The following is a 22,495-nucleotide window of genomic DNA, read 5'->3' as shown; positions in this document are numbered from 1 at the left end:
TCGACGTTGATGATCAGCGCGACGCCGTGGCAGGAGCCGGCGCGGCTTGCGCCCGCGGCGTGCCGCCGCGCATTCGTGCCAGCAGCTCCGCCGTCGGCCAGGAATCCGCCGGCAGCCCGAGCCGCTGCTGCATGGTCTTGACCGCGATCCGGCTCTGCTGTCCCAGCACGCCGTCGACCTTGCCGACGTCGAAGCCGGCCTTCACCAGGAGCTGCTGCAGTTCCTTGATCTCGTTGAACGGCAGCTGGACGACGGGAGCGGTGGGCTTGCGCATCGGGGCGGCGCCGGCGATGCGGGTGGCGAGGTAGGCCGCGGTGGTCGAATAGATCAGCGAGTTGTTCCACTCGGTGTAGGCGGCGAAGTTGGCGTAGGCCAGGAACGCCGGGCCGTTGCGGCCCATCGGCAGCAGCACCGAGGCTTCCAGCGCATCGTTTGGCAGCGGCCGCCCGTCGGCATAGGTGACGCCGAGACCGGCCCATTTGCTGCGCGCCGCCTTGACGGTCAGATCGGCCTGCTCCCAGGGGAAGCTCGAGGGCACGCGGATCTCCTCCAGCCACGGTTCGCCGCGACGCCATTTCAGCCCCGTGGCGATGTAGTTCGCGGTCGAGCCGATGACGTCGGCGGGGCTGCGCAAGAGGTCGCGCCGGCCGTCGCCATCATAGTCCATGGCGTAGGTCACGTAATGCGTCGGCAGGAACTGGGTCTGGCCGAGCTCGCCGGCCCAGGAGCCGATCATCTCGGTCGGCGTGAGATCGCCGCGGTCGATCACCTTCAGCGCGGCGATGGTCTCGTTCTGGAACCGCTCGCTGCGGCGGCAGTCATAGGCCAGCGACACGAGCGACGGCAGCACCGGCAGATTGCCCATGTTGGCGCCGAAATCGCTCTCCAGCCCCCAGAACGCGGCGATGACCGCCGGCGGCACGCCATACTCCTTCTCGGCGCGCGCGAACGCCGCCGCATGCATCCTGATGTGCTGCTGACCGTTCTGCATCCGGTAGACCGCCGCCATGCGGCCGGCGAACTCGGTGAACAACTGGCCGAACACGCGCTGGCCGCGGTCGCGGTTGACGATGCCCTGGTCGTAGGTGAGGTAGGGCGCGGCGGACGCGATCGCGCGCTGCGAGACGCCGTCGGCAATGGCGCGCTGCTTCAGCTCGGCGAGGAAGCGATCGAAGCTTTGGCCGTTATGGCAGGCCGCGGCGCGCATCGACGGCGCCGGCTTCGGCCGCGGCGCTGCCGCCTCCGGTGCCATCTGCGCCGACGCGCTCGCAGCCAGCATGAAGGAGGTTGCGAGCGCGCTGAAGGTCACGCGCAAGGCAGTCGAAGAGCTTCGCATCCGGTCTCACCGATGGCTGTCTAATCCCTTGTGCCTCCATCGATATCCGAACCGGGGGAAAAGGGAAACGGCCATGGGCACGTGTCGTGGGCGCGCCGGCGGATCATGCCTTGATTGGCCTATGGGCGCGCTTGTCGGATCAGCGGCACGTCACCCGTCTGCCGTATCTGTCGCGACACACGCGCTCCTTGGTGAGGTCTGGATTGACGCGAGGGGGCAGCCTGACGGAAGTTACCGGCTTGTTGCTGATGTCGCCTTGTCCGGTGACGAAACGTCCCGCCTCGGCTGGAATCGGCGCGGCAGCGAAGGTCACTGCGATGGCGAGCAGGGCGGCTGTGACCGCGGAGATGGATCTGGTCATGATGGGCTGAGGTCCTGAGTGGGAGGGACTGATCTGCTCGAACGCGAGCCGTCAGTTGCGGCAGGGACGCCAGCGAACCGCGCCGGTGCAGGGCGGCCTCTGGGACACCGTCGTCTTGACGACGGGCGATTTGGCGCTCTGGCGGTCGGGGATGTCGGTCGCGGACTCCCGGCCGGTCACGACCTTCTGGGCGGCGTCGGCCGAGGTGAGGCTTGCGGTGCCGGCGGCGAGGCCGAGCAGAACGGCCAGAGCGATCGAGCAGATGCGTGTGGTCATGGGATGATCCCGTCTTGATCTTGATGTCGGTGTCGATCGTGGTGGTGGGCGCAGCATGGCTCGAAGTTCAGCGAGCGCATGTGATGCGGCTCACGTGAGGGCCGGGCGTTGCGAATGACGCCCAGCTGCGGCGCCTGCGTGAGGCGCGCGTGCCGAGACTCGACTCGGGCAAAACGAAAGCCCGCAAGGCGTTTGCGTTGCGGGCTTGTTCGTCGATATGCGTTCGTTCGCGAAGCTACGCGACCTTCGCCAGCGCCGCCTGCGCCTCGCTCTGGATGCGCTTCAGATGTTCCGCATCCCGGAAGCTCTCGGCATAGAGCTTGTTGACGTCCTCGGTGCCCGAGGGGCGCGCGGCGAACCAGCCGTACTCGGTCTCGACCTTGATGCCCCCGAACGACTGGCCGTTGCCGGGCGCCTTGGTGTGGACGACGCGGACGGGATCGCCGGCCAGCTCCTTGAGGTTCAGTTTTTCGGGTGTCAGCGCTTTCAACGCCGCCTTCTGCGGCGGGCTCGCCGGCACGTCTATCCGCTCATAGACCGGCGCACCGAGCTCCGAGGTCATCTCCTTGTAGAGTTCGCTCGGATCGCGGCCGCGCTTGGCCATGATCTCGGCGGCGAGCAGGCCGAGGATCAGGCCGTCCTTGTCGGTGGTCCACACCGTGCCGTCGCGCTTCAGGAACGACGCGCCGGCGCTCTCCTCGCCGGCGAAGCCGAAGCTGCCGGAGCCGAGGCCTTCGACGAACCATTTGAAGCCGACCGGCGTCTCCACCAGCTTGCGGCCGAGCTTCTGCGCGACACGGTCGATCAGCGAGCTTGACACGATGGTCTTGCCGATCGCGGCATCGCCGCGCCAGTCGGGCCGATGCGCGAACAGATAGGCAATCGCGGTCGCCAGATAATGGTTCGGGTTCATCAGTCCGCCCGAGCGGGTCACGATGCCGTGGCGATCGGCGTCTGTGTCGTTGGCAAAGGCGACGTCGAAGCGCTCGCGCATGCCGATCAGGCTCGCCATCGCATAGGGCGACGAGCAGTCCATGCGGATCTTGCCGTCCCAGTCCGCGGTCATGAAGCGGAAGGTCGGATCCACGAGGTCGTTGACGATCGTGGCGTTCAGCCCGTAGCGCTCGATGATCGGCGCCCAATAGGCGATCGCCGCGCCGCCGAGCGGATCGATGCCGATCTTGATGCCGGCGGATTTGATGGCGTCGAGATCGACGGTGTTGGCGAGATCGGCGACGTAGGGCGTGATGTAGTCGTGCGCATGCACCGAGCCGCGCTGCTTGGCCTGCTTGTAGCTGATGCGCGAGACGCCATCGAGGTCGTTGGCGAGATAGACGTTGGCCTGGCGCTCGATCTCGGCGGTCGCGTCGGTGTCGGCGGGGCCGCCATGCGGCGGATTGTATTTGTAGCCGCCGTCCTCCGGCGGGTTATGTGACGGCGTGATGACGACGCCGTCGGCGAGATGGGCCGTGCGTCCCTTGTTGTAGGAGATGATGGCGTGCGAGATCACCGGGGTCGGCGTGTAGCCGCCGTCCTTGTCGACCATCACCTCCACGCCATTGGCGCCGAACACCTCCAGCGCGCTGGCGAGCGCGGGCTCGGCGAGCGCGTGGGTGTCGATGCCGACGAACAGCGGACCGTCGAGGCCCTGCTGGCGCCGGTAGTCGCAGAGCGCCTGCGTGGTGGCGAGGATGTGGTTCTCGTTGAAGCCGGTCTTCAGCGACGAGCCGCGATGGCCCGAGGTGCCGAAGGCGACGCGCTGGGTCGGCTCGTGCGGATCGGGCTTCAGGGCATAATAGGCCGTGATCAGCCGCGGAATGTTGGCGAGCGCGGCGTTGGCGATCGGCTTTCCGGCAGCGGGGTCTGTCTTGGCCATGGAGCATCCTTCGCAAGTTCGAAAAACAGCGGGGGAGGCGGTTCGTTCCGCCGCCACCCGGCAGGCGGCCCAACATGGCGGCCGGCGGTGATCCGATCAATGGAATTTGTGGGAGGGGGCGACTTGCGCGCGCAAAGCCCGCTGCGGGCGGCCTGGGTCGAAGCCCCACCTGATGACACTCGCGCGATGGCAGTAATGGCCGACCTGTGCGCGCGACATTAACCACTTTGTGCGGAGAGCGGACCGAGCCGCGTCGTTTAAGGCTGAGTTTAACGCATCATAGGAGAAATAGGAGGCCAACGAAGACGCGCGGTTTGCGCGAGGGGATGTCGTCAGGAGCGGGGAAGTGAGAGCGCTTTGTCTCGGCGCGTTGGCCGTCGTTTCAACCTTGGCACTGGCCGGATGCAGCCATCAGCCACCGCCGCAGGCAACGTTGCCTTGCGTGGACGAGAGCGGAAGAGCCTGCGTGCAAGTGCCGCCGGTCGATCAGCCGAAGCTGCCGGAAGCCGCCGCGAAGGTCACGCGGAAAGCAGCCGTCGCGCGCCGCGCGGCTCACCAGCGCAAGCACGCCCGGGCCGCTCAAAAGCAAACGCCGGCGAAGGTCGTTGTTGCGACGCCCGTACAGAAGCCGAGAGACAAGCGGCCGGAGCCGCTCCCGCCCGCCGACGGCGCGTCCGCTCCCGTCGTCAAGATCCCATCGCCCGTGACCGCGAATCCGTCGAGCTCAGCCAAGATCCAGAGCGAGGTGACCCTCGCAGCGGTGAAGGTGGCGGCCGAATTGGCCGAGCGGATGACGGCGCTGCGCGTGCCCGAGGGGCCCGCCGACACTCGTCTGGTCGCCGTGCTGCTCGCGCGTCCCATGGTGAACGCCGTGAGCGATCTGGCCGGCAAGGTGATCGCGATCGATGAGCGCTATGCCAAGTCGAACGCCAAGATCACCGCGGCCATCAATGCCGCCGGCGCCGCCGAGGTGCTGCTGCTCGAGGGGCAGGCGACGGCGATCACCCGGCTCAGCAACGGCGAGGTGAACGCAGCCGTCGTGGCGCTGGCGTCGCCCGAGGCGGCGGAAGCCTTTCCGAAAATCGCGGGCTTCCGCCTGTTCACGCTCGCGCTGAAGCCTTGAGCCGCAGTCTGGCTCGGGCGTAGTCTAGCTCGCGGCCGTGCTCTGCGCCGGCCGTGGCAAGGCGGCCTTCCTCGCGGCAGCAATGCCCTTCGGATAGCCGCTGCGGTCGGTGTACAGCCGCTTGCGGCCGCGCCTGGGATCATGCTGCGCCTTCAAGTCCTGCGCGCACATGTAGTCCAGCGCGGTGAGGCCGCCGACCATGACCATCGCCGCCAGCACGGTGCCCGCGCGCGGGTTGCTTGGCCTGAGCTCGCTCGCCAAGGTCACCATGTCGAGCCCGTCGCCCGCGACGCGACTCATCAGGCCGGCCCGCTTCTCCACCGACAACGTCATGACGCCGGTGAACAGCTCGCGCAGTCCATAGGCGCGCACGAGGCCTTCGCGCCCCTGCATGCCGAGGGCGTTGGTGACGCGGTGCGGCGCCAGCAGTTCGAGCGTGCCGAGTGCGATGGAGAACCAGCCGAGGCCGCGGGCCAGACGATCCGCTGAGGTCAGCGAGCTCGGGCCGGTCGAGATGATCTTCGGATCGCCCTTGGGCCTGACGAGATTCGAAAAATGGAACATGCGATGCGATCCCTTATGGCTTCAACACGACCTTGACGCAGCTATCCTGCTTGTCGCGGAAGGCGCGATACATCTCAGGGCCCTGCGCCAGCGGTACGGTGTGGGTGATGACGAAGGACGGATCGATCTGGCCGTCCTCGATGCGCCGCGTGAGCTCATCGGTCCAGCGGTTGACATGGGTCTGGCCGGTCCTGATCGTCAGGCCCTTGTTCATCAGCGCGCCCATCGGCACCATGTCCGAGAGCCCCGAGTAGACGCCGGGGATCGAAACGATGCCGCCGGGCCGGCAGACATAGATGATCTCGCGCAGCACGTGCGGCCGGTCGTTCTCGAGCATGAACATCTGCTTGGCGCGGTCGAGCACGCTGTCCGGCTGCGCCATGCTGACATGGCTCTCGAAGCCGACGCAGTCGATGCATTTCTCCGGGCCCTTGTTGTCGGTCAGCTCGTTCAGCCGGCCGACCACGCTCTCCTTGTCGAAATTGATCGTGATCGCACCGCCGGCCTCGGCCATCGCCAGCCGCTCCGCAATGCGGTCGATCGCGATCACTTGTTTCGCGCCGAGCAGGATGGCGCTGCGGATCGCCATCTGGCCGACCGGGCCGCAGCCCCACACCGCGACCGTATCGTCTGGCTCGATGTCGCATTGCGCCGCCCCTTGCCAGCCCGTTGGGAAGATGTCGCTGAGGAACAGCGCCTGCTCGTCCGTCATGCTGTCCGGCACCTTGATGTGCGTAGCATCGGCGAACGGCACGCGCAGATATTCGGCCTGGCCGCCGGGATAGCCGCCGGTGAGATGCGTGTAGCCGAACAGGCCGGCGGTGGTGTGGCCGAACACCTTCTCCGCCATGTGCTTGTTGCGGTTGGTGGTCTCGCACACCGAGAAATTGCCGCGCCTGCACTGCTCGCACTCGCCGCAGATGATGGTGAAGGGCACGACGATGCGGTCGCCCTTCTTCAGCTTGCCGTTGACGCCGGAACCGACCTCGACGACCTCGCCCATGGTCTCGTGGCCCATGATGTCGCCGGGCATCATCGCGGGGATGTAGTTGTGGAACAGGTGCAGGTCGGAGCCGCAGATCGCGCAGCTCGTCACCTTGATGATCGCGTCCCTGCTGTGCTCGATCTCGGGATCGCTGACCGTGTCGCAGCGGATGTCCTCTTTGCCATGCCAGACCAGCGCCTTCATGCAATCCTCCGGAGAATGTCCCGGGGGAAAGTCGGCAAGCGCTGGATGGTTGCTAGCGGCGCGGCGTTTTTGCGCCGCGCGCATGCACCGCGTTCAGTCGGTGAAATCGAGGCTAAAGCGGCCGAGGCTGGTGGTCTTCGTCGTGAAGGCGACGGTCCTGCCGTTCAGCTGCGCCAGCGTGCCCGCGGCATATTTGATCACCGCCTTGCCGAAGCCCGCCGTGCCCGCCGGCTGACCGTCGTTGAGCACGACGGTCGCGCTGCCTTCACTCATCTGTGTGACAGCAAAGCCGCCCGTGATGCGGTGAACGCCGCCGGCGAACTGATACGTCCCTTTCGGACCGTCCCATTCGGCGACGTTGACCGCGGTGTAGACCGCGCCCTTCATGGCGCCGTCGACGGCAAAGCAGGAGAACTGCACCGTGGCGAGCGCGTGTCCCGGACGATCGCCGATCGGCTCGGGCAGCGACGGGCCGATGATGCTGCATTCATAATGCGCGAGAACCTCGGCGCGTGCGGCCGAGGCAACGCAGGAGACGAGGATGATGGAGCCGAGCAGGACGAGCGACTGGAAACGCGCCATGGGTGACCTCCCTCGCTGATGCGGCGGCTTCGGTTCCACGTCGGCGGGCGCGCGATGCGCCCGGAGCCGATGCCAGCTCTATGGATGGGAAGGGAAGGCCCGCTGTCGCACGTGCGCATTGATCTGAGTCAACGTCAGGCTGTCCGCCGGCGCAGATGCGCGCCAGAGGATTCCGCAGGCTTTCGCTAGGCAACAACGATGGAGGCGGCGGCGGTCAGGCGGCCTTCTTGGACTTTGCGGACTTCTTCGCCGGTTTGCTGTCCGCCTTCGACTTCGCCGGCGCGATCTCATCCTTCTTCGGCTCGGCCTTCTTGAGTTCTGCCTTCTTCGGCAGCTCGGCGGCCGCCGCCTGGCGCATCGCCCGGGCGTAGCTGTCGGCGACGTTGTCGGCGGAGATCAGGAGCCGGCGCGCCGCGGCGCTGGCCTGCTCGACCACCTCGCGGGCGAGCAGCTTGAAGCGCTCCTTGGCGTCCTTGTCCTTGGCCTTCATGGCCAAGCCGTTGAAGCGGTCCTTCCGTTTCTTTGCCGCTGCCAGAAGGCTCTTGTTCTGCTGCTTGGCCAGTTGCCGGATCACGGCATCAAGATCGGCATCCGCCATCGTCGTCCTCAAACCCCAGAGAATCAGCGCTCCCCCGCGCTGCAAAGCGCGCGGACTATGCAATCGGCGCGGCCGCATTGCAATCGGGGTACCATGAGAGGGGCGGGCATGCGCCGGGGGCGGCCGGCGCGAGGGAGGGGGCCAGCGCGTACCGTGCGACCGCCGGCCCACCGCCCTCGCGCATGGCAGTCATGCCGCGCCTGCTGGTGCGAAGGCACCGCTCCAAGTCGGCTTACGACATTCGGAAACGAAACGTAACGGAGATTCGGCAATTCAATAAATTTCAAAGCAACGGTTGATCCGCAACATCGCCGCCGACATCACCGTTTGTTGGAGTTGCGGCCGTGCGGCCCGGATACCGATACCTCAGGCTTCTGTCGCGCTTCAGCCGCGACCGGAATGGCAATATCGCGATCATCTTCGCGCTCGCTCTGCTGCCGATCCTCACCTTCGTCGGCTCGGCCATCGACTATTCGATGGCGGTGCGCGCCAAGGCGAAGCTGTCGGCTTCGATCGACGCCGCGATGCTGGCGGCAACCGGCTACACCGCGATGCGTGGAACCACGGCCGACGCCAAGACCGCTGCGACCAACATGTTCAACGGCCAGATGGCGGCGCACAATCTGAAATCCGATTCGCTGAACATCACGGTGACCGACAGCGTGAGCGCCCGGACGGTGACCGGGACCGGCAGCGTCGTGGTCAAGACGGCCTTCATGTATATGTTCGGCTTCCCGACCATGACCGTCTCGGCCTCGTCCTCGGCTTCCGCGTCGTTCCCGACCTACATGGACTTCTACGTGCTGGTCGACAATTCGCCGTCACAGGGCCTCGGCGCGACGACCGCCGACATGACCAAGCTGCAGAACGCGACGTCGGACAAATGCGCCTTCGCCTGCCACGACGTCTACACGTCGAGCACGAAGAAGACGCTGCAGACCAACAGCTACTACCAGATCGCCAAAAACAAGGGCGTGACGATGCGGATCGACGTGGTGCGCTCGGCGACCCAATCGCTGACGGACACCGCCACCGCCAGCCAGGTCGTCAGCAACCAGTACCGCATGGCGGTCTACAGCCTGGGCAGCGACTGCGGCTCGCTGGGATTGACGACGGTCGCCAGCCTGTCGTCGAGCATGTCGTCGGTGAAGTCGTCGGTCGGCTCGCTGGACCTGATGACCATTCCCTATAGCGGCTACAACAACGACCAGTGCACCGATTTCGACGGCGCGATGTCGGCCATCAGCGGCGTCATCCCGGCGCAGGGCGACGGCTCGTCCACCAGCCCGCAGAAGTGGCTGTTCTTCGTCTCCGACGGCGTCGCCGACTACAACTATCCGACCACCTGCAGCAAGACGACGGTCTCCGGCGGACGCTGCCAGGAGCCGCTGAACACCGCGACCTGCACCGCGCTGAAGGCGCGCGGCATCAAGATCGCGGTGCTCTACACCACCTATCTCGCGATCACCAACAATAGCTGGTACACGACCTATATCGCGCCGTGGCGCAACGACATCGGCACCGTGATGAAGTCCTGCGCCAGCCCGGGCTACTACTACGAGGTCGACTCCAGCGGTAGCATCGGCGCCGCCCTGACCGCGCTGTTCCAGCAGGCGATCGCCTCCGCACATCTCACCAAGTAAGCCGGTCCCGCCTCACGCCTCGGGCAGCTCGGCGAGCTGCTCGAGCGTGGCGCGATCGTTCAGCACGGCCATGGTCTCACGGCGGGACAGGAAGCCGACCGCCTGCGCGACCGAAGTCGCGTCGGCGAGCCGCGCTCTCGCCGTGGTCAGCTCGACGTCGATATCCCCCGCCTTGCGCAGCGGCCGCGCCGGCAGCGCGTCGAGATGCTGGCGGCGCAGTCCGGCATGGCGTTGCAGTTCGAGCAGCGCGGCGCCGGTGTGGGGCGAAGCTGTGGTGGCGAGCTCCCGCGCGCGGACCAGCACCGGCGGCGGCGAGGTATCCTCCGGCGTGGTGAACAGGCCGGCGCCGCGGCGGCGGCTGCCCGTCAGCAATCCGATCGGGATCGACAGCATGAGGCCGGCGACGACCGGCGACATCCAGGCGAGCAGCGGCAGCGAAACGGCATAGGCGCTGGCTGCCATCACGAGGCCGCACGCGGTCGGCAGCGCGAGCTTGCGCATGATCTCCGCACGGCTGATGCCGCCGTCGTTGCGCCGCTGCACCTGCCAGCCGGCATCGCGTCCGAGCAGAATCTCGATCACCGCGACCGACTGGAAGATCATCATCGACGGCGCGATCAGCGCCGCCAGCACGGTCTCCACGATCACCGCGAGACACAGCCGGATGCCGCCGCCGAAGCCGCGGCGCCGCGCCCGCGTGACCAGTGCGATCAGCAGGGCGAGCAGCTTCGGGATGAAGAGCAGCCCGAGCGTTGCGCCAAACACCTGGGCGGCGAGCACCGGATCCTGCGCCGGCCAGCTCGGAAACAACGCAAAGCCCTTGGGGAAGTATTCCGGCCGCACGAAGTTCGCCTGCAGCGAGATCAGGATGCCGAGCACCAGGAACACGAACCACAGCGGCGCGGTGATGTAGGCGCCGATGCCGATCAAGAGATGCAGCCGCGAGATCCAGTGCAGGCCGCGCGCCGGCAGCACCGCGAGATGCTGCAGATTGCCCTGGCACCAGCGGCGGTCGCGCGCCGCGTGGTCGATCAGTGACGGCGGCACCTCCTCGTAGCTGCCGTCGAGATCGACCGTCATGTAGATGCCCCATCCGGCGCGCCGCATCAGCGCGGCCTCGATGAAGTCGTGGCTGAGGATGTGGCCGCCGAACGGCTTGCGGCCGCGCAGCTCTGGCAGGGCGGCATCCTGCGCGAAGGCTTCGACGCGGATGATCGCGTTGTGGCCCCAGTAATTGCCTTCGGCGCCGTACCACCACGCATTGCCGGCGGCGATGATCGGACCATACAGCCGGCCGGCGAATTGCTGCAGGCGCGCGAACAGGCTGGCGCCGTTGACGATCACCGGCAGCGTCTGGATCAGCGCCGCCTGCGGCGCATGCTCCATCGCGTAGGCGAGCCGGACCACGGTCGCGCCGCTCATCAGGCTGTCGGCGTCGAGGATCAGCATCTGATCATAGGCCGCGCCGAAGCGCCGCACCCACTCGGAAATGTTGCCTGCCTTGCGCGCGACATTGTCGGCGCGGTGCCGGTAGTACACACGGGCGGTGCCGCAGGCCTCGCGCAGCGCCAGGAACGCGGCCTCCTCGCCGATCCAGATGTCGGGATCGGTGGTGTCGCTGAGCAGGAACCAGTCGAAACGATCGGCCTGACCGGTTTCGGCGACGGATTCGATCATCGCCCGCAGCCGCACCATCACGGCATGCGGATCCTCGTTGTAGGTCGGCAGCAGCATCGCCGTGCGGCTGGAAAGGTCGGGCAGGGACCCGTCGATAGCGATGGCGATGGTGTCACGCCGGCGCGCGAACATCACGACGAAGCCGGCCAGCGCCGACACGAAGGCGAACGCGATCCAGGCCAGCAGAACCGAGAACAGCACGAGAACCATGCCTTCCAGCACGGTCACGCCGCCGACCTCGACGACCTCGTACATCTTGACACAGCCGGCCAATGTCAGTCCGGCGGTTCCGGCAAATATGAGCGCGCGCCGTAGCGCGACGCCTGGTCCGCTCGAGACCGCCTGCTGCGCGGCAGGGACGTGATGCAGCGGCGACGGCTCCATCTGAAGCGGCGCCTCGGCGGGAAGGAAGCCGTTGCCGGGCGCGTGACGCGGCACGCGCATCTGTGATGCGGCTACGGCGTCCATCGATAGATCCAGCTCTCGGAGACCAGCTTGTCGCCGGCCGTCAGCTCGGCGCGCAACTCGACCGGCGCATCCTTGGCGGCGCACTGGAAACTCAGCCGCCATCCGCCGGTCTCGGGATTGGGCTGGGTGACGATGTTGGTCACCTCGGCCTTGTCGGCGCTGACCACGCCCTTGACCTGCGCCGGATCGAGCCCCTTGAGCGCGTCGCCCTCGAGCTCCAGCACGAACAGCCTTCCTTCCCCGTGAACGCCGATTCCGGTGCGTGTGAAGCGCGCCAGCGCGTGCGGCTTCGGCGCGTCCTGGCCCCAATGCAGGCGATAGGTCATGTTGTGCTCGCCCTTGGCGGCGAGCGGCGCCTTCGGCCGCCAGAACGCGGCGATGTTGTCGTGAATCTCCTGCTTGGTCGGGATCTCGAACAGCACCACGGCGCCTTCGCCCCAATCGCCGATCGGCTCGACCCACAGGCTCGGCCGCTTTTCGAAATGCGATTCGAGATCCTGGTAGGCGCTATACTTGCGCTCGCGCTGCATCAGGCCGAAGCCGCGCGGATTGAGGTCGTTGAACACGCTGACCTGGAGGTCGCGCGGATTGCTCAGGGGACGCCAGAGCTGCTCGCCCTTGCCGTTGAACATCGCGAGCCCGTCGGAATCGTGCACGGCGGGGCGGAAGTCGTCGACCTCGCCGCGATCGTTCGGTCCGAAGAAGAACATGCTGGTCATCGGCGCCAGCCCGCCATGCGCGATCTCGACGCGCGGATACAGCGAGGCCTCGACGTCGAACACGGTGGTCTCGCCGGGCCGGATGGTGAACCGATACGAGCCCGTCGCGCTCTTGCTGTCGAGCAGCGCATGCACGACCATCGCGGTCGCGCCCTGCGTCGGCTTCTCCAGCCAGAATGTCTTGAAGACGGGAAACTCCTCGCCCTTGGCCTCGCCGGTATCGATCGACAGCCCACGCGCCGACAACCCGTAGAGCTCGCCCTTGGCGACCGCGCGGAAATAACTGGCGCCCAGAAACACGCAGACTTCGTCGTAATAGTCCGGCCGGTTCATCGGCGCGTGAATGCGAAAGCCGGCAAAGCCGAGATCGGCGGCTGGAAAGGCCGGGACCTGCTGGCCGAACGCGAAATCCTCAGGACGATATGCCACAGGCTTGGCCTGGCCGTCCGCGACCTCGTAGATGTCGACGCGGTCCTTGTAAATCGAGCCGCGGTGGAAGAACTGCGCCTGGAACGGCAGATTGTCGCCGCGCCACAACGCGTGATCCGGCAGGAAACGGATCGAGCGATAGGCGTCGTAGTCGAGCTTCGCCAGCGCGTCCGGTAATTTGTCGTCGGGCGCGGCATAGGGCTTGGACGCGAGATTGCGCGCGAGGTCGCGCACATAGGCCGCATTGAACGGCTGCGCCGCAGGCGCTGCGGCCGATGCGGGCCGCGCCATGGATGCGACGACCGGGATCGCAGCCGCAGATTGAATGAACTGACGGCGATTCAACTTATTCTCGCTTTGCTGAGTGGAACTGCGGAGCAACATTCTGAGAGGCGTCGGGTTCCATTCACGGGGGAGCTTGACGTGCTCGCACAGTGGAACGGCGCAGCCGAACGGCACATGAACGGCAGCGATCGGGCCATGACCCTTGCGCGGAGCCATGGCGTGAATGGCAGGCCAGACGACCATGCCTGAGGAAAGCGCGTGTTACTGCGAAGTCTGCCTCTTGCGGCTCGCGTGGGAATGATGTGCCGATGGCCTCGGGCCCGAAAGCGTCACTGCCGCAGCGACGTCACCCCTCTATCGTCCTGGGCAACAGCTGCTTGAAGCGCGCGAGCGCGCGACGTCCGTCCTTCGGCGGCAGCGTGACCGCGTGCCGGACGGCGGCCGCGATCAGGACCATCATGAGTTGACAGAATTCGTCGAGGGTTTTCCCACGAAGCTGCGGCGCGAACGGCTGCAAGGCCTGGATCAGCAGGCCGGTTAGAACGGTGAAATCCTCCGCGTCCAGCGCCTGGAGGGCGCGGTCGGCCTGTGTCACATGCCAGATGTCGCGCACCACGGGTTCATCGATGAAGAAGTGGTAGTAGCTGTCGGTGATGCGGCCCAGCACGCTTTGCAGATCATCCAAGGTCTCGAGGCGCGTCAGCTCCTTGCGCACGCAGTCACGACCGATCGCATTGTAGCGCTCGGCCAACGTGGCGATCACGGCGGTCTTGTCCGGAAAATACTGATACAGCGAGCCGAACCCGATTCCGGTTCGCTCGACGATGTCGCTCATCTTGAGCGCGTCGCTGCCCTTCTCGGCCATCAGCTCGACGGCGCAGGCCAGGATCTGCTCGAAGCGCGCGCGGCTGCGCTGCTGGCTCGGCGCCAGCCGTGCGATCCTGTCCTCTCGACCGGTGTGAGCGTCTGTCGAACCCCGGCCCACCCGCCTTCCTGCCATGACGCCTCCAGATCAGACTTGACCGACATAATAAGAGAGTTTATCGCATTTTAGAATACGAGACTTTATCGTATTTTAGCGAGGCGCCGCGATGAACTCCTTGCTTGTCTCCGGCCTGCTGTGGTTCGCCGCCATCGGCTGCGGCGTGATGGCGGGTGTCTATTTCGCCTTCTCAACCTTCGTCATGGCGGCGCTGTCGCGGATCCCGCCGGCGTCCGGCATCGCCGCGATGAATGCGATCAACCTCGACATCGTCAATTCGCTCTTCATCCCGCTCTTCATGGGGACGACCTTCGCGGCTGCGTTGCTCGCGGTCTTTGCCGTCGTGCGCTGGGGCGAGCCGGGCTCCCTCGCGCTGCTCACGGCCGGCATCCTCTACGTGCTTGGAATGTTCGTCGTCACCCTGGCGTTCAATGTCCCGCTGAACAATGCGCTGGCGGCCGTCGACCCGGCAAGTCCGCAGGGCGCTGCGCTATGGGCGAGCTACGTCCGCGACTGGAGTCTGTGGAATCATCTGCGGACGCTCGTCTCGCTTACAGCTGCCGTTTTGTTCACGGTGGCGATTGCTGCGCGATGAAGCTCCATGGGCACGGCGCGCGGCCTACGCGAAAAAACCGCTTGGGTGCAGTCCGTAGGGTGGGCAAAGGCGCGCACCGTTGTTTGCGTGTTGCGCTGCTCTCTCGCGCGCCGCGCCCACCATGATGTCCACGACTCGTGGATGGATGGTGGGCACACGACCGGCCTGCGACCCGTCGTTTTGCCCATTCTACGACGCTGCAAATTGCATCGCGACGTGGCGACAAAGATATCCGCGCCATCCGCCTCGGACGGAGGCTGACGCTGATCGGCGTCCGCCACTGCAACTTCCGCTTTTCTGTCGCCAGACTTGATCGAGAATCTATATATTTACACCACGTACGCGTGTGTCAATTTGAGATTGAGACCTTATTCTTATTCCCTTTCAGATTATCTGTGCAATGATGCTCTCGGAGGAAATGCGGCGCGTTTATCTGGGGTGTGGCGAAGTCGATCGCGACGCACTCACCGCGGGAATTGAGGCGGACAGAGATCGTCATGAGGAAGATACTCCCTATCGGCATGCTCTTGTTGGCTGCCATCCTTTTGTATGTTTATTACGATACCAGATTACCGCCTGGCGTGCAGGCAAAAGGCGGCGACGATTGGGTGAGCATCGCGTCCCTTGTCACGTCGATCATCTCCATGATCGTAGGTGTCGTATCCGCGACTATTCAGGTGCTCCAGCATCGCAAGGGGTAGCGGTCCCATGCTTCGGGTAGCACTTGCGCTTTCCATTCTAGCCCTGTCCTGCGGCTGTGCTTTGGCCGGGATCGACGAGACCTATGTTCGCCCGGACGGGCTGCCGTCCTGGTCCGACGTGTACAAGAAATTCTTCGGAAATAACGAATTTGGTAGGAGTTACGCCGTTGTCATCGGGGTGGGGGATTACGATATCTATCCCAAGCTCGATGCCCCGGCAGCTGATGCGGTCCGGATGCGCGACTTTCTGCGCGACGATGCTGGGTTCGACTACATCGTCACCTTGACCGATGAGCGGGCATCTCGATCCAGGATCGAGACCTTGATGGAAAAGACGCTTCCGAAATTGGTCGGGACCAATGATCGGTTTCTACTGTACTTTTCTGGACATGGAGAGACCAGGAAGCTGGCTAGCGATTCGAAGCGAGGTTATCTGATCCTAAAGCCCGCAGGGAAGGAGGATTGGGATGAGATGTTGGATATGCCTCGCGTCATGCAGTGGGCGGAAAATGTCGGCCAATCCCGCCATAGCCTTTTTATTCTTGATGCCTGTTTCAGCGGTCTTGCGGCAGGGCAAGCAAAGGGAAGCGTCCGAGATCAAACCATCAGTCGCCTCTCTCAGCCAGCTCATCAACTTGTGACGGCCGGGGTCGAGAACGAACTCAGCTTTGCTGTTCAAGGCGAAAGTCTTTTCACCAAGGCGTTCATTGAGGCGGCTCGCGGGACGCGAAGGCCGGCCCCCGATGGAGTGGCGTCGCTCAGCGAGATCATGCTGGATGTTGGCCGGTCGATCGATGAGTATCGATCGAATTCGGGAATGAAGCAACGGATGTCGCCGCGACAGTACCTCCTCAATGTGCGGAACAATGCGGGCGAGTTCTTCTTCCTGCAAAAGGAACGGTTAGAAAAGAAAGACGCTGGAACGGGGGCGTCCCGGAAGCCAGACGATCCGACGCCGAAAGGGGCGGATGGCCAACCCGAACGCAAGATGTCCGGAGGCGATAACGCGCGCGGTCCGCAGCGGGTGACGCTCGAGCGCGAGACGACTTTCTTCGATCAGGCAACCGGCAAGCCTCTTCTCTGGTTCTCTCGCGTCAACCTCGACTACGAGTTCTTCGATGGTCCGGGGTTTCATCCCCGTACCGGCGAGAAGCTGCTGCCTTTCGGCAGTGAGGAAGCGAAGAAATTCGAAAAGCAAAATGCCGAGCGAGCGGATGCAATCCGTAAGGAAAAGGAGCAGTTGGAAAGGTCACGAGCGGAACGGGAGGCGCGCGATGCTGCGGCCAAAGAGGTGCTCGCGAAAAAGCAGGAGGAGGAGCGTAAGTCTCGTGAAGTGGAGGCGGCCCGTGCGTCGGAGGCCGGCCAACGTTGCGATGAACTCGCTGCCAACCCAAATGACAAGAACAAGGCGAGTGGAGGGGTCTCGTTCGCTGTTCTGAAGTCCCAAGCGTCCGAGGCGGTCAAGAGCTGCGAGATCGCCACGAGGCAGGCTCCGAACGAGTTACGCTTCAAATATCAGCTCGCTCGTGCACTGCAGTTCTCGGACAGGACGCGGGCGTTCGCTCTTTTTCAAGAGCTGGTATCAAAGCGATACCCTGCATCCTACGACAATTTAGGCTGGATGCATCTGACCGACAAGAACAACCCTGCGCAGGCAGTAACGATGTTTCGGGCTGGCGTACAGGTTGGAGATGTCGATTCAATGGTCAGCTTGGCCGAGATGGTGGATCGGGGGCAGGCCACGCCCGCCAATCCGTCGGAGACGAAGATGGAGCTTTGCCGCCGGGCATCGGAGTTAGGACATGTGGGGGCTGCCCAATGTTATCAGGCGGAAGTCGTCAAGCTGGAGCAGACCGAGAAAGAGCGTGTGCAGAAACTTGAGCAGCAGAAGGTCATGATGGAGGTCATTGGCACCGTCCTGCAAACGGTGACAAAGAGATAGCTGTAACAGGAAAGACCCAGTTATATGGCTGGGCCTCAGCTCCGCCCGCAAACACGGTGGAACCTCGCGGCCACCCTCATGGCAAAGCGTCGCCTGCTCGAAGCGAGGATTGTGCTTGGCATCCCGAGATTCCTCTGACGCTCTAAATCGATTTTTGTGTTGGCGGTCAGTTGGATAACTGACGTCCAGATCGGCGTGCGAAAAAATTCTGCTTGTGGCGTCGGCCAAATCACCTGCATCTTTCCGTCCGTCCCGCCTCGATCGGAGGGGCGTATCGCGGTCGTCACGAGCGTTGATGCGGGATGCGATGGGCGTGTTGGATCGCAGCGTGAGCAATCGCGCCGACGAACGGTCCGACGCGCACGGTCAAGCCGTGTGGTCCTGATCTCCCGGTGCCGAGATCAAGTTCGCGCCGACGATGGCGCTGATGACAGGGTCAATCAGCCGGTCCCTGGGGAGAGCACGGAGTAAGCCGTAAAGCCATCGCGCAGGGAAGGCCGGGATGTCCCAGCCGAACCTGTGGTTCCTACCCCGTGCATTTTCTCACGCACGGGGGCCATGGGGGCGGCGCGCTCCCGGTCTTCCCTGCGCCCTCTGTTTCTAAGAGGGCAGACGAACAGCAAAGCTCGGGCGCGGATGCGCCGCGAGAGGGTGACCGCATGCATATCTCGGCGTCACAAGTTTCCGCCTTGGGTCTTCGTCTGTCCGCGTCATTGCGAGCGCAGCGAAGCAATCCAGAGTCACGCCCGGAGCCCTGGATTGCTTCGCTGCGCTCGCAATGACGCGGAGAGGTCGGTGCTACACACTCGCTGTCATTCCGGGGCGCGCGGCAGCGCGAACCCGGAATCCATCGGGCCGCCGGCCGTGTTGTTAAATGGATTCCGGGTTCGCGCTGCGCGCGCCCCGGAATGACGGAGGATAGGGGTGTGACTCTACAACTCCCGCGCATTGCTGAACGCGAACGAACTCACACGCCGCGTCGTCTCGTCCAGGATCAAGGTCCGTGTGATCGGCGGCTCGGCGCGCTGGGCGCAGTTTTCGCGCTCGCAGAGCCGGCAGTTGACGCCGATGGGCGTGCCCTCGGTTTTTTCCAGGTCCATGCCGGCGGCGTAGACCAGACGCGCGGCGTGGCGGATCTCGCAGCCGAGGCCGATGGCGAAACGCGGCTGCGGCAGCGGATGCGGCGCCACCGGACGGCGGACCATCTGGGCAATCGAGAAATAGCGCGAGCCGTCCGGCAGCTCGATGATCTGCTTCAAGAGCCGGTCCGGCGTGTCGAAGGTCGAATGCACGTTCCACAGCGGGCAGGTGCCGCCGAACTTGGAGAACGGGAAAGTTCCCGAGGAAAAGCGCTTGGAGACGTTGCCGGCATTGTCGACGCGCAGCATGAAGAACGGAATGCCGCGCGCGTTCGGACGCGACAAGGTGGTGAGGCGGTGACAGATCTGCTCGAAGCCAGTGCTGAAGCGTTGCGCCAGCACGTTGATGTCGTAGCTCAGCGCCTCGGCCGCTGCGAGGAACGGCGCATAGGGCATCATCACGGCGGCAGCGTAGTAGCTCGCCAGCGTCATGCGGTAGAGCCGGCGCGAGGTGTCGTCGATCGCGCCGGCGCGGCCGATGATGATTTCGAACTGCGGCAGGCACTCGGCCATGCCGAGCTGCACGGCAAGCTGAAACGTGCGGCCTGGTCCATCGACCAGTTCGGAGATCAGCAATTGCCGCCGATGGCGGTCGTAGCGGCGCAGGGTCTCGCGCATCACATCGACCGGCATCACGCGGGTCTGCACCGAATGCTTTTCGCGCAAGCGCGCGGCGAGCGCGGCGTAGAGTCCTTCGGCCGGCACGTCGAGCGCGTCGCGCAGGGCTTCCGCCTGCTGCTCGAGCTCAGGGAAGTAGTTGCGGTTGGCCTCGATGAGGTCGCGCACCCGCTCGATCGGGTTGGCCTCGAAATGGCCGCCGGCGTTGCGGTCGGCCATCTGCGCCGCCACCAGGGTCTCGCCCCGCCGCGCCTCGGCGTAAGCCGCGTACAACCGCTGCAGCGCGTGGGTGACGCCGGGGCAGAGCTCGGCGAGGTCGCGCAGCTCCTGCTTGGGCAGCTCGATCTGGCGGAACAAGGGATCGGAGAAGATCTCGTTGAGCTCGGCGAAGAAGCGGTCCTCGTCGGCAGTGGCGAGGTCGCGGAGATCGAGGTCGTAGACCTCGGCCAGCCGCAGCAGGATCTGGGCGCTGACAGGGCGCTGGTTGCGCTCGATCAGGTTGACGTAGCTCGGCGAGATGCCGAGCCCCTCGGCGAGCTGGGTCTGTGACAGCCCCAATTGCTGGCGGATGCGCCGGAATCGCGGACCGACGAACAGCTTCTTTCCGGATTCGCCGGGCATCGCGACCCTTCAGAGCCCTCCGGCTCTCGATTTGTGACAAGATTTACAAAATGACATTTGTGACAAGTGATGATGTTACATGACATCACCATTCAAAAACAAGGCCTCTATACGAAGCTGGCGGTTTCGCGTTTATCTCTGGTCACGCAAATCGCAATGCACTGTCAAAGTTGTGACGGTTGATGGAGGGTCTCATGACCAGCAATTTCTGGGTGATCGGCGGCGAGTTCGGCTCGATGAATTTCCACAAGCTGGTGGAGGGCTCGGCCCAGGTGAAGGGGCCGTTCAAGTCGCGCAAGGAAGCCGAGGATTGCTGGCGCGAAGTGTCCGAGGAGAACCGTCACAAGGCCGGCGTCCGCTTCTCGATCGTCGAGGAGCCGCAGCGCGCGCCGGCGGCCTGACCGCCAGCAAGGACGGCACTGCCAGGTATCTGAATAAAGCTCAAGGAAGAGCCCAAGGACGGGGCGGTCTCAGCCGGGTCACACCGGAGGGGGCCGCCCACGTCCGTTTAGGCGCCGCTGATGATATCAACGTGCTTATAACCCATTGAAGACAAATGGGGTTTGCGGAATACGGGGTTACTGATAGGTTAATGGGAGAAAACCTGGCGAAACCAGGGCCGAACCGTGAAAGCGTCAGCGATGTCCGAGGCCCCCGACAGCAGCACCGAACCGCGTCCCGTCCGCCTGCGCGAGGCGCTGCGCCAGGCCCGCATCGAGGCCGCCGACCGGACGGGCGTGGTGGTCGATCTGCGCGACGCCGAGGTGGCGCGGCTGGAGATCCTCAACGAGGCGCTCGACCCGCTGTTCGCCGAGATCCCCAGTCAGATCGACCTGTTCGATCGCGCGATCAGCCAGGGCGAGACGCCTCGGCTGTGGATCGATGTCGTCGCCCATGTCGTGATGGGGCGCGACAAGCGGCAGTACCGCTTCGTGCAGGATACCCGCAACGGCCGCATCGTGCTCGCCGAGTCGCACGACATCGGCGCGATCGTGAAGGCCGTGACCGACTACGTCGCCCGCCGCATGGTCGAGCGCGAGCGCGCCTTCGGCGTGGCGCGCATGCAGGCTCAGGCGAGCAGCGAGACGCCGAGGCGCGGACGGTTCTGGCCGTTCGTGCTCGGCTTCGCGCTCGGCGCGCTGTCGCTGTTCGGCATCGCGCTCTACGAGAGCCTGAAGCCGATCAACTTCTGACGCGCTCAGAGCAGGCGGATCTGGCGGATCTCACGCACGCGCATCGCATCGTTGACGGCGCGCACGGTCATCTCGCAACGCCAATGATTGCCTTCGGGCGCGACGGCGAAAATGTTGTAGGCGGCGGCGGGATAGTGGCCGTGCGCGAGCGACGACGCCGAGGGCACGCCGACGACCGGAATCTTGCGCTCCGGGCCATCGATCCAGAGTGTCGAATGCACGTGGTCATGGCCGTGCAGCACCAGCTCGACGCCGTGCCGCGCGAGCAGCGCGATGAGCGCCTTGGAGTCGGTCAGCCGCTTCATCCGATTGGCCGAGCGCAGCGGATGATGCACCAGCAGCACGCGAAACAGCGGCTCATGCGCCAGCGACGCGAGCAGCTGATCCAGCGCCGCGAGCTGGGCGCTGCCGATCCTGCCCGTGGCCATGAACGGGGCAGACGGCACGGCAGAGGAGAGGCTGATCAGCGCCAGCGGGCCGCGCCGGCGCAACGACGGAAACGTCGCCGGGCCCTCGGCATCGCCGCCGAAATAGGCGGCAAAGCTCTCGGCGAAGCGCAGGCGCGTCGAGCGCACATAGGCGTCGTGATTGCCGGGGATGGCGGTGACCTTGTCGGGCGGGCCGACCGTCTCGAGCCAGGCCTGGGCGATCGGGAATTCGGATTCCAGGGCGAAATTGACGAGATCGCCGGTGACGGCGATCTGGTCGGGCATCTGCGTGTGCAGGTCGGAGATCAGGAGGTCGAGGATGTCGCGCCGGTGATATTTGTAGCGGTTGCGCGTCCAGTTGAGATAGCCGAGCGCCCGCTTGCCCGCGAGCTCGGACAGACGCGGCCGCGATTGCGGGGCGAGGTGGGGGTCGGACAGATGCGCGAGCGTGAAGGCGGCCATCACCGGTCCCTGCGCCGATGGCGGATGCGTGCGCGCTCAACGATCATGTCGTGCTATCCCTCATGCTGGCGCTCTCATGGCAAGCCCGGCCTTCGAGCGCAAGACCAACCGGGGATGACGCGATTTGACGACAACACAGCTCAGCAGGTTGCGGATCCGGTTCGAGCCGGTGCTGCGGCGCGGATTCCATCTCTATTGGCGCTTCGCCAGGGGCATGACGCTCGGCGTCCGCGGCGTGGTGCTGGATGCCGAGAACCGCGTGTTCCTGGTCCGGCATGGCTATGTCTCGGGCTGGCATCTGCCGGGCGGCGGCGTCGAGGTCGGCGAAACCTTCATGCAGGCGCTGGAGCGGGAGCTGTTCGAGGAGGGGCGGATCGCGCTGGCCGGCGAGCCGGAGCTGCACGGCATCTTCCTCAACAGCCACGTCTCGCCGCGCGACCACGTCGCCGTGTTCGTTATCAAGAGGTTTACGCAGGACCGGCCGCCGGAGCCGAACCGCGAGATCGTCGAGACCGGCTTTTTTGCCCGCGATGCCCTGCCGGAGGGAACGACGCTCGGCACGCTGTCCCGCCTGCGCGAGGTGATGGATGGCGTTAAGATCATTCCGACATGGCGGCCCGAGCGCGCCGGCTCATTATGAGATTCTGCACCGAATGCGGGCAATCTCCCGGCCATGGGAGACGGGTCC

Annotated in this window: 21 protein-coding genes; 8 read left to right on the top strand and 13 right to left on the bottom strand. The window is 65.1% G+C overall.

What is annotated here, in order from left to right; translation table 11 throughout:
• Window positions 1-13: 13 nt before the first annotated feature.
• The 4 genes from ACQR1L_RS06615 to pgm form a co-directional block, all read right to left on the bottom strand.
• On the bottom strand, window positions 14-1,252 hold the full coding sequence (locus tag ACQR1L_RS06615; protein ID WP_434857256.1) for a lytic murein transglycosylase: 1,239 nt from the start codon (window positions 1,250-1,252) through the stop codon (window positions 14-16).
• 223 nt (window positions 1,253-1,475) lie between these two features.
• The gene (locus ACQR1L_RS06610; RefSeq protein ID WP_434857118.1) at window positions 1,476-1,697 is read right to left on the bottom strand and encodes a hypothetical protein; all 222 of its coding nucleotides are present in this window, start codon (window positions 1,695-1,697) and stop codon (window positions 1,476-1,478) included.
• Between the two features lie 51 nt (window positions 1,698-1,748).
• On the bottom strand, window positions 1,749-1,973 hold the full coding sequence (locus ACQR1L_RS06605; protein WP_434857117.1) for a hypothetical protein: 225 nt from the start codon (window positions 1,971-1,973) through the stop codon (window positions 1,749-1,751).
• Between the two features lie 235 nt (window positions 1,974-2,208).
• Window positions 2,209-3,849, bottom strand: a complete 1,641-nt coding sequence (gene pgm, locus ACQR1L_RS06600) for a phosphoglucomutase (alpha-D-glucose-1,6-bisphosphate-dependent) (protein WP_434857116.1) — start codon at window positions 3,847-3,849, stop codon at window positions 2,209-2,211.
• A gap of 466 nt (window positions 3,850-4,315) precedes the next feature.
• Between pgm and ACQR1L_RS06595 the strand changes: the two genes are divergently transcribed.
• Complete coding sequence (locus tag ACQR1L_RS06595; protein ID WP_434857115.1) at window positions 4,316-4,972, top strand: hypothetical protein; 657 nt, start codon at window positions 4,316-4,318, stop codon at window positions 4,970-4,972.
• A gap of 24 nt (window positions 4,973-4,996) precedes the next feature.
• Here the strand turns inward: ACQR1L_RS06595 and ACQR1L_RS06590 are convergent, their stop codons facing one another.
• The 4 genes from ACQR1L_RS06590 to ACQR1L_RS06575 form a co-directional block, all read right to left on the bottom strand.
• On the bottom strand, window positions 4,997-5,536 hold the full coding sequence (locus ACQR1L_RS06590) for a hypothetical protein (protein ID WP_434857114.1): 540 nt from the start codon (window positions 5,534-5,536) through the stop codon (window positions 4,997-4,999).
• Window positions 5,537-5,549: 13 nt separating this feature from the next.
• The gene (locus tag ACQR1L_RS06585; protein ID WP_434857113.1) at window positions 5,550-6,725 is read right to left on the bottom strand and encodes a zinc-dependent alcohol dehydrogenase; all 1,176 of its coding nucleotides are present in this window, start codon (window positions 6,723-6,725) and stop codon (window positions 5,550-5,552) included.
• 93 nt (window positions 6,726-6,818) lie between these two features.
• Complete coding sequence (locus ACQR1L_RS06580; RefSeq protein ID WP_434857112.1) at window positions 6,819-7,307, bottom strand: hypothetical protein; 489 nt, start codon at window positions 7,305-7,307, stop codon at window positions 6,819-6,821.
• Between the two features lie 214 nt (window positions 7,308-7,521).
• Complete coding sequence (locus tag ACQR1L_RS06575; RefSeq protein ID WP_434857111.1) at window positions 7,522-7,905, bottom strand: hypothetical protein; 384 nt, start codon at window positions 7,903-7,905, stop codon at window positions 7,522-7,524.
• Between the two features lie 344 nt (window positions 7,906-8,249).
• Between ACQR1L_RS06575 and ACQR1L_RS06570 the strand changes: the two genes are divergently transcribed.
• On the top strand, window positions 8,250-9,548 hold the full coding sequence (locus ACQR1L_RS06570) for a TadE/TadG family type IV pilus assembly protein (protein WP_434857110.1): 1,299 nt from the start codon (window positions 8,250-8,252) through the stop codon (window positions 9,546-9,548).
• Between the two features lie 12 nt (window positions 9,549-9,560).
• Here ACQR1L_RS06570 and mdoH read toward each other — a convergent pair whose 3' ends face one another.
• The 3 genes from mdoH to ACQR1L_RS06555 all read right to left on the bottom strand — a co-directional run bounded on the left by mdoH (window position 9,561) and on the right by ACQR1L_RS06555 (window position 14,126).
• Window positions 9,561-11,693: a glucans biosynthesis glucosyltransferase MdoH gene (gene mdoH / locus ACQR1L_RS06565; protein ID WP_434857109.1), complete on the bottom strand. Its 2,133-nt coding sequence runs from the start codon at window positions 11,691-11,693 to the stop codon at window positions 9,561-9,563.
• On the bottom strand, window positions 11,681-13,132 hold the full coding sequence (locus ACQR1L_RS06560) for a glucan biosynthesis protein G (protein WP_434857255.1): 1,452 nt from the start codon (window positions 13,130-13,132) through the stop codon (window positions 11,681-11,683). The genes mdoH and ACQR1L_RS06560 overlap by 13 nt, the downstream gene beginning before the upstream one ends.
• 340 nt (window positions 13,133-13,472) lie before the next feature.
• Window positions 13,473-14,126: a TetR family transcriptional regulator gene (locus tag ACQR1L_RS06555; protein ID WP_434857108.1), complete on the bottom strand. Its 654-nt coding sequence runs from the start codon at window positions 14,124-14,126 to the stop codon at window positions 13,473-13,475.
• A 91-nt stretch (window positions 14,127-14,217) separates the two neighbouring features.
• Between ACQR1L_RS06555 and ACQR1L_RS06550 the strand changes: the two genes are divergently transcribed.
• The 3 genes from ACQR1L_RS06550 (at window position 14,218) to ACQR1L_RS06540 (ending at window position 17,346) form a co-directional block, all read left to right on the top strand.
• Window positions 14,218-14,703, top strand: coding sequence for a DUF1772 domain-containing protein (locus ACQR1L_RS06550; RefSeq protein WP_434857107.1), 486 nt, complete (start codon window positions 14,218-14,220; stop codon window positions 14,701-14,703).
• A gap of 497 nt (window positions 14,704-15,200) precedes the next feature.
• On the top strand, window positions 15,201-15,404 hold the full coding sequence (locus ACQR1L_RS06545; protein ID WP_434857106.1) for a hypothetical protein: 204 nt from the start codon (window positions 15,201-15,203) through the stop codon (window positions 15,402-15,404).
• 7 nt (window positions 15,405-15,411) lie between these two features.
• Window positions 15,412-17,346 carry a caspase family protein gene (locus tag ACQR1L_RS06540; protein ID WP_434857105.1) on the top strand — a complete coding sequence of 645 codons (1,935 nt, stop codon included), beginning with the start codon at window positions 15,412-15,414 and terminating at the stop codon, window positions 17,344-17,346.
• Between the two features lie 932 nt (window positions 17,347-18,278).
• Here the strand turns inward: ACQR1L_RS06540 and ACQR1L_RS06535 are convergent.
• The gene (locus tag ACQR1L_RS06535) at window positions 18,279-19,724 is read right to left on the bottom strand and encodes a helix-turn-helix domain-containing protein (RefSeq protein ID WP_434857104.1); all 1,446 of its coding nucleotides are present in this window, start codon (window positions 19,722-19,724) and stop codon (window positions 18,279-18,281) included.
• A 194-nt stretch (window positions 19,725-19,918) separates the two neighbouring features.
• On the opposite strand from ACQR1L_RS06535, the gene ACQR1L_RS06530 reads away from it, so the two are divergent.
• Window positions 19,919-20,125 carry a DUF4170 domain-containing protein gene (locus tag ACQR1L_RS06530; protein ID WP_006612464.1) on the top strand — a complete coding sequence of 69 codons (207 nt, stop codon included), beginning with the start codon at window positions 19,919-19,921 and terminating at the stop codon, window positions 20,123-20,125.
• 240 nt (window positions 20,126-20,365) lie between these two features.
• Window positions 20,366-20,917: a hypothetical protein gene (locus ACQR1L_RS06525; protein WP_434857103.1), complete on the top strand. Its 552-nt coding sequence runs from the start codon at window positions 20,366-20,368 to the stop codon at window positions 20,915-20,917.
• Window positions 20,918-20,922: 5 nt separating this feature from the next.
• On the opposite strand, the gene ACQR1L_RS06520 is transcribed toward ACQR1L_RS06525, so the two are convergent.
• Window positions 20,923-21,807, bottom strand: a complete 885-nt coding sequence (locus ACQR1L_RS06520; RefSeq protein ID WP_434857102.1) for a metallophosphoesterase family protein — start codon at window positions 21,805-21,807, stop codon at window positions 20,923-20,925.
• A 124-nt stretch (window positions 21,808-21,931) separates the two neighbouring features.
• Here ACQR1L_RS06520 and ACQR1L_RS06515 point away from each other — a divergent pair, with 124 nt between their 5' ends.
• Complete coding sequence (locus tag ACQR1L_RS06515) at window positions 21,932-22,447, top strand: NUDIX domain-containing protein (protein ID WP_434857101.1); 516 nt, start codon at window positions 21,932-21,934, stop codon at window positions 22,445-22,447.
• Window positions 22,448-22,495: the final 48 nt, after the last annotated feature.

The sequence above is a fragment of the Bradyrhizobium sp. HKCCYLR20261 genome (assembly GCF_051168435.1).
In the GTDB taxonomy this organism is placed as follows: domain Bacteria; phylum Pseudomonadota; class Alphaproteobacteria; order Rhizobiales; family Xanthobacteraceae; genus Bradyrhizobium.
Note: the sequence above shows the minus strand (reverse complement) of the source record. Positions and strands in the feature narration are given on the sequence as shown.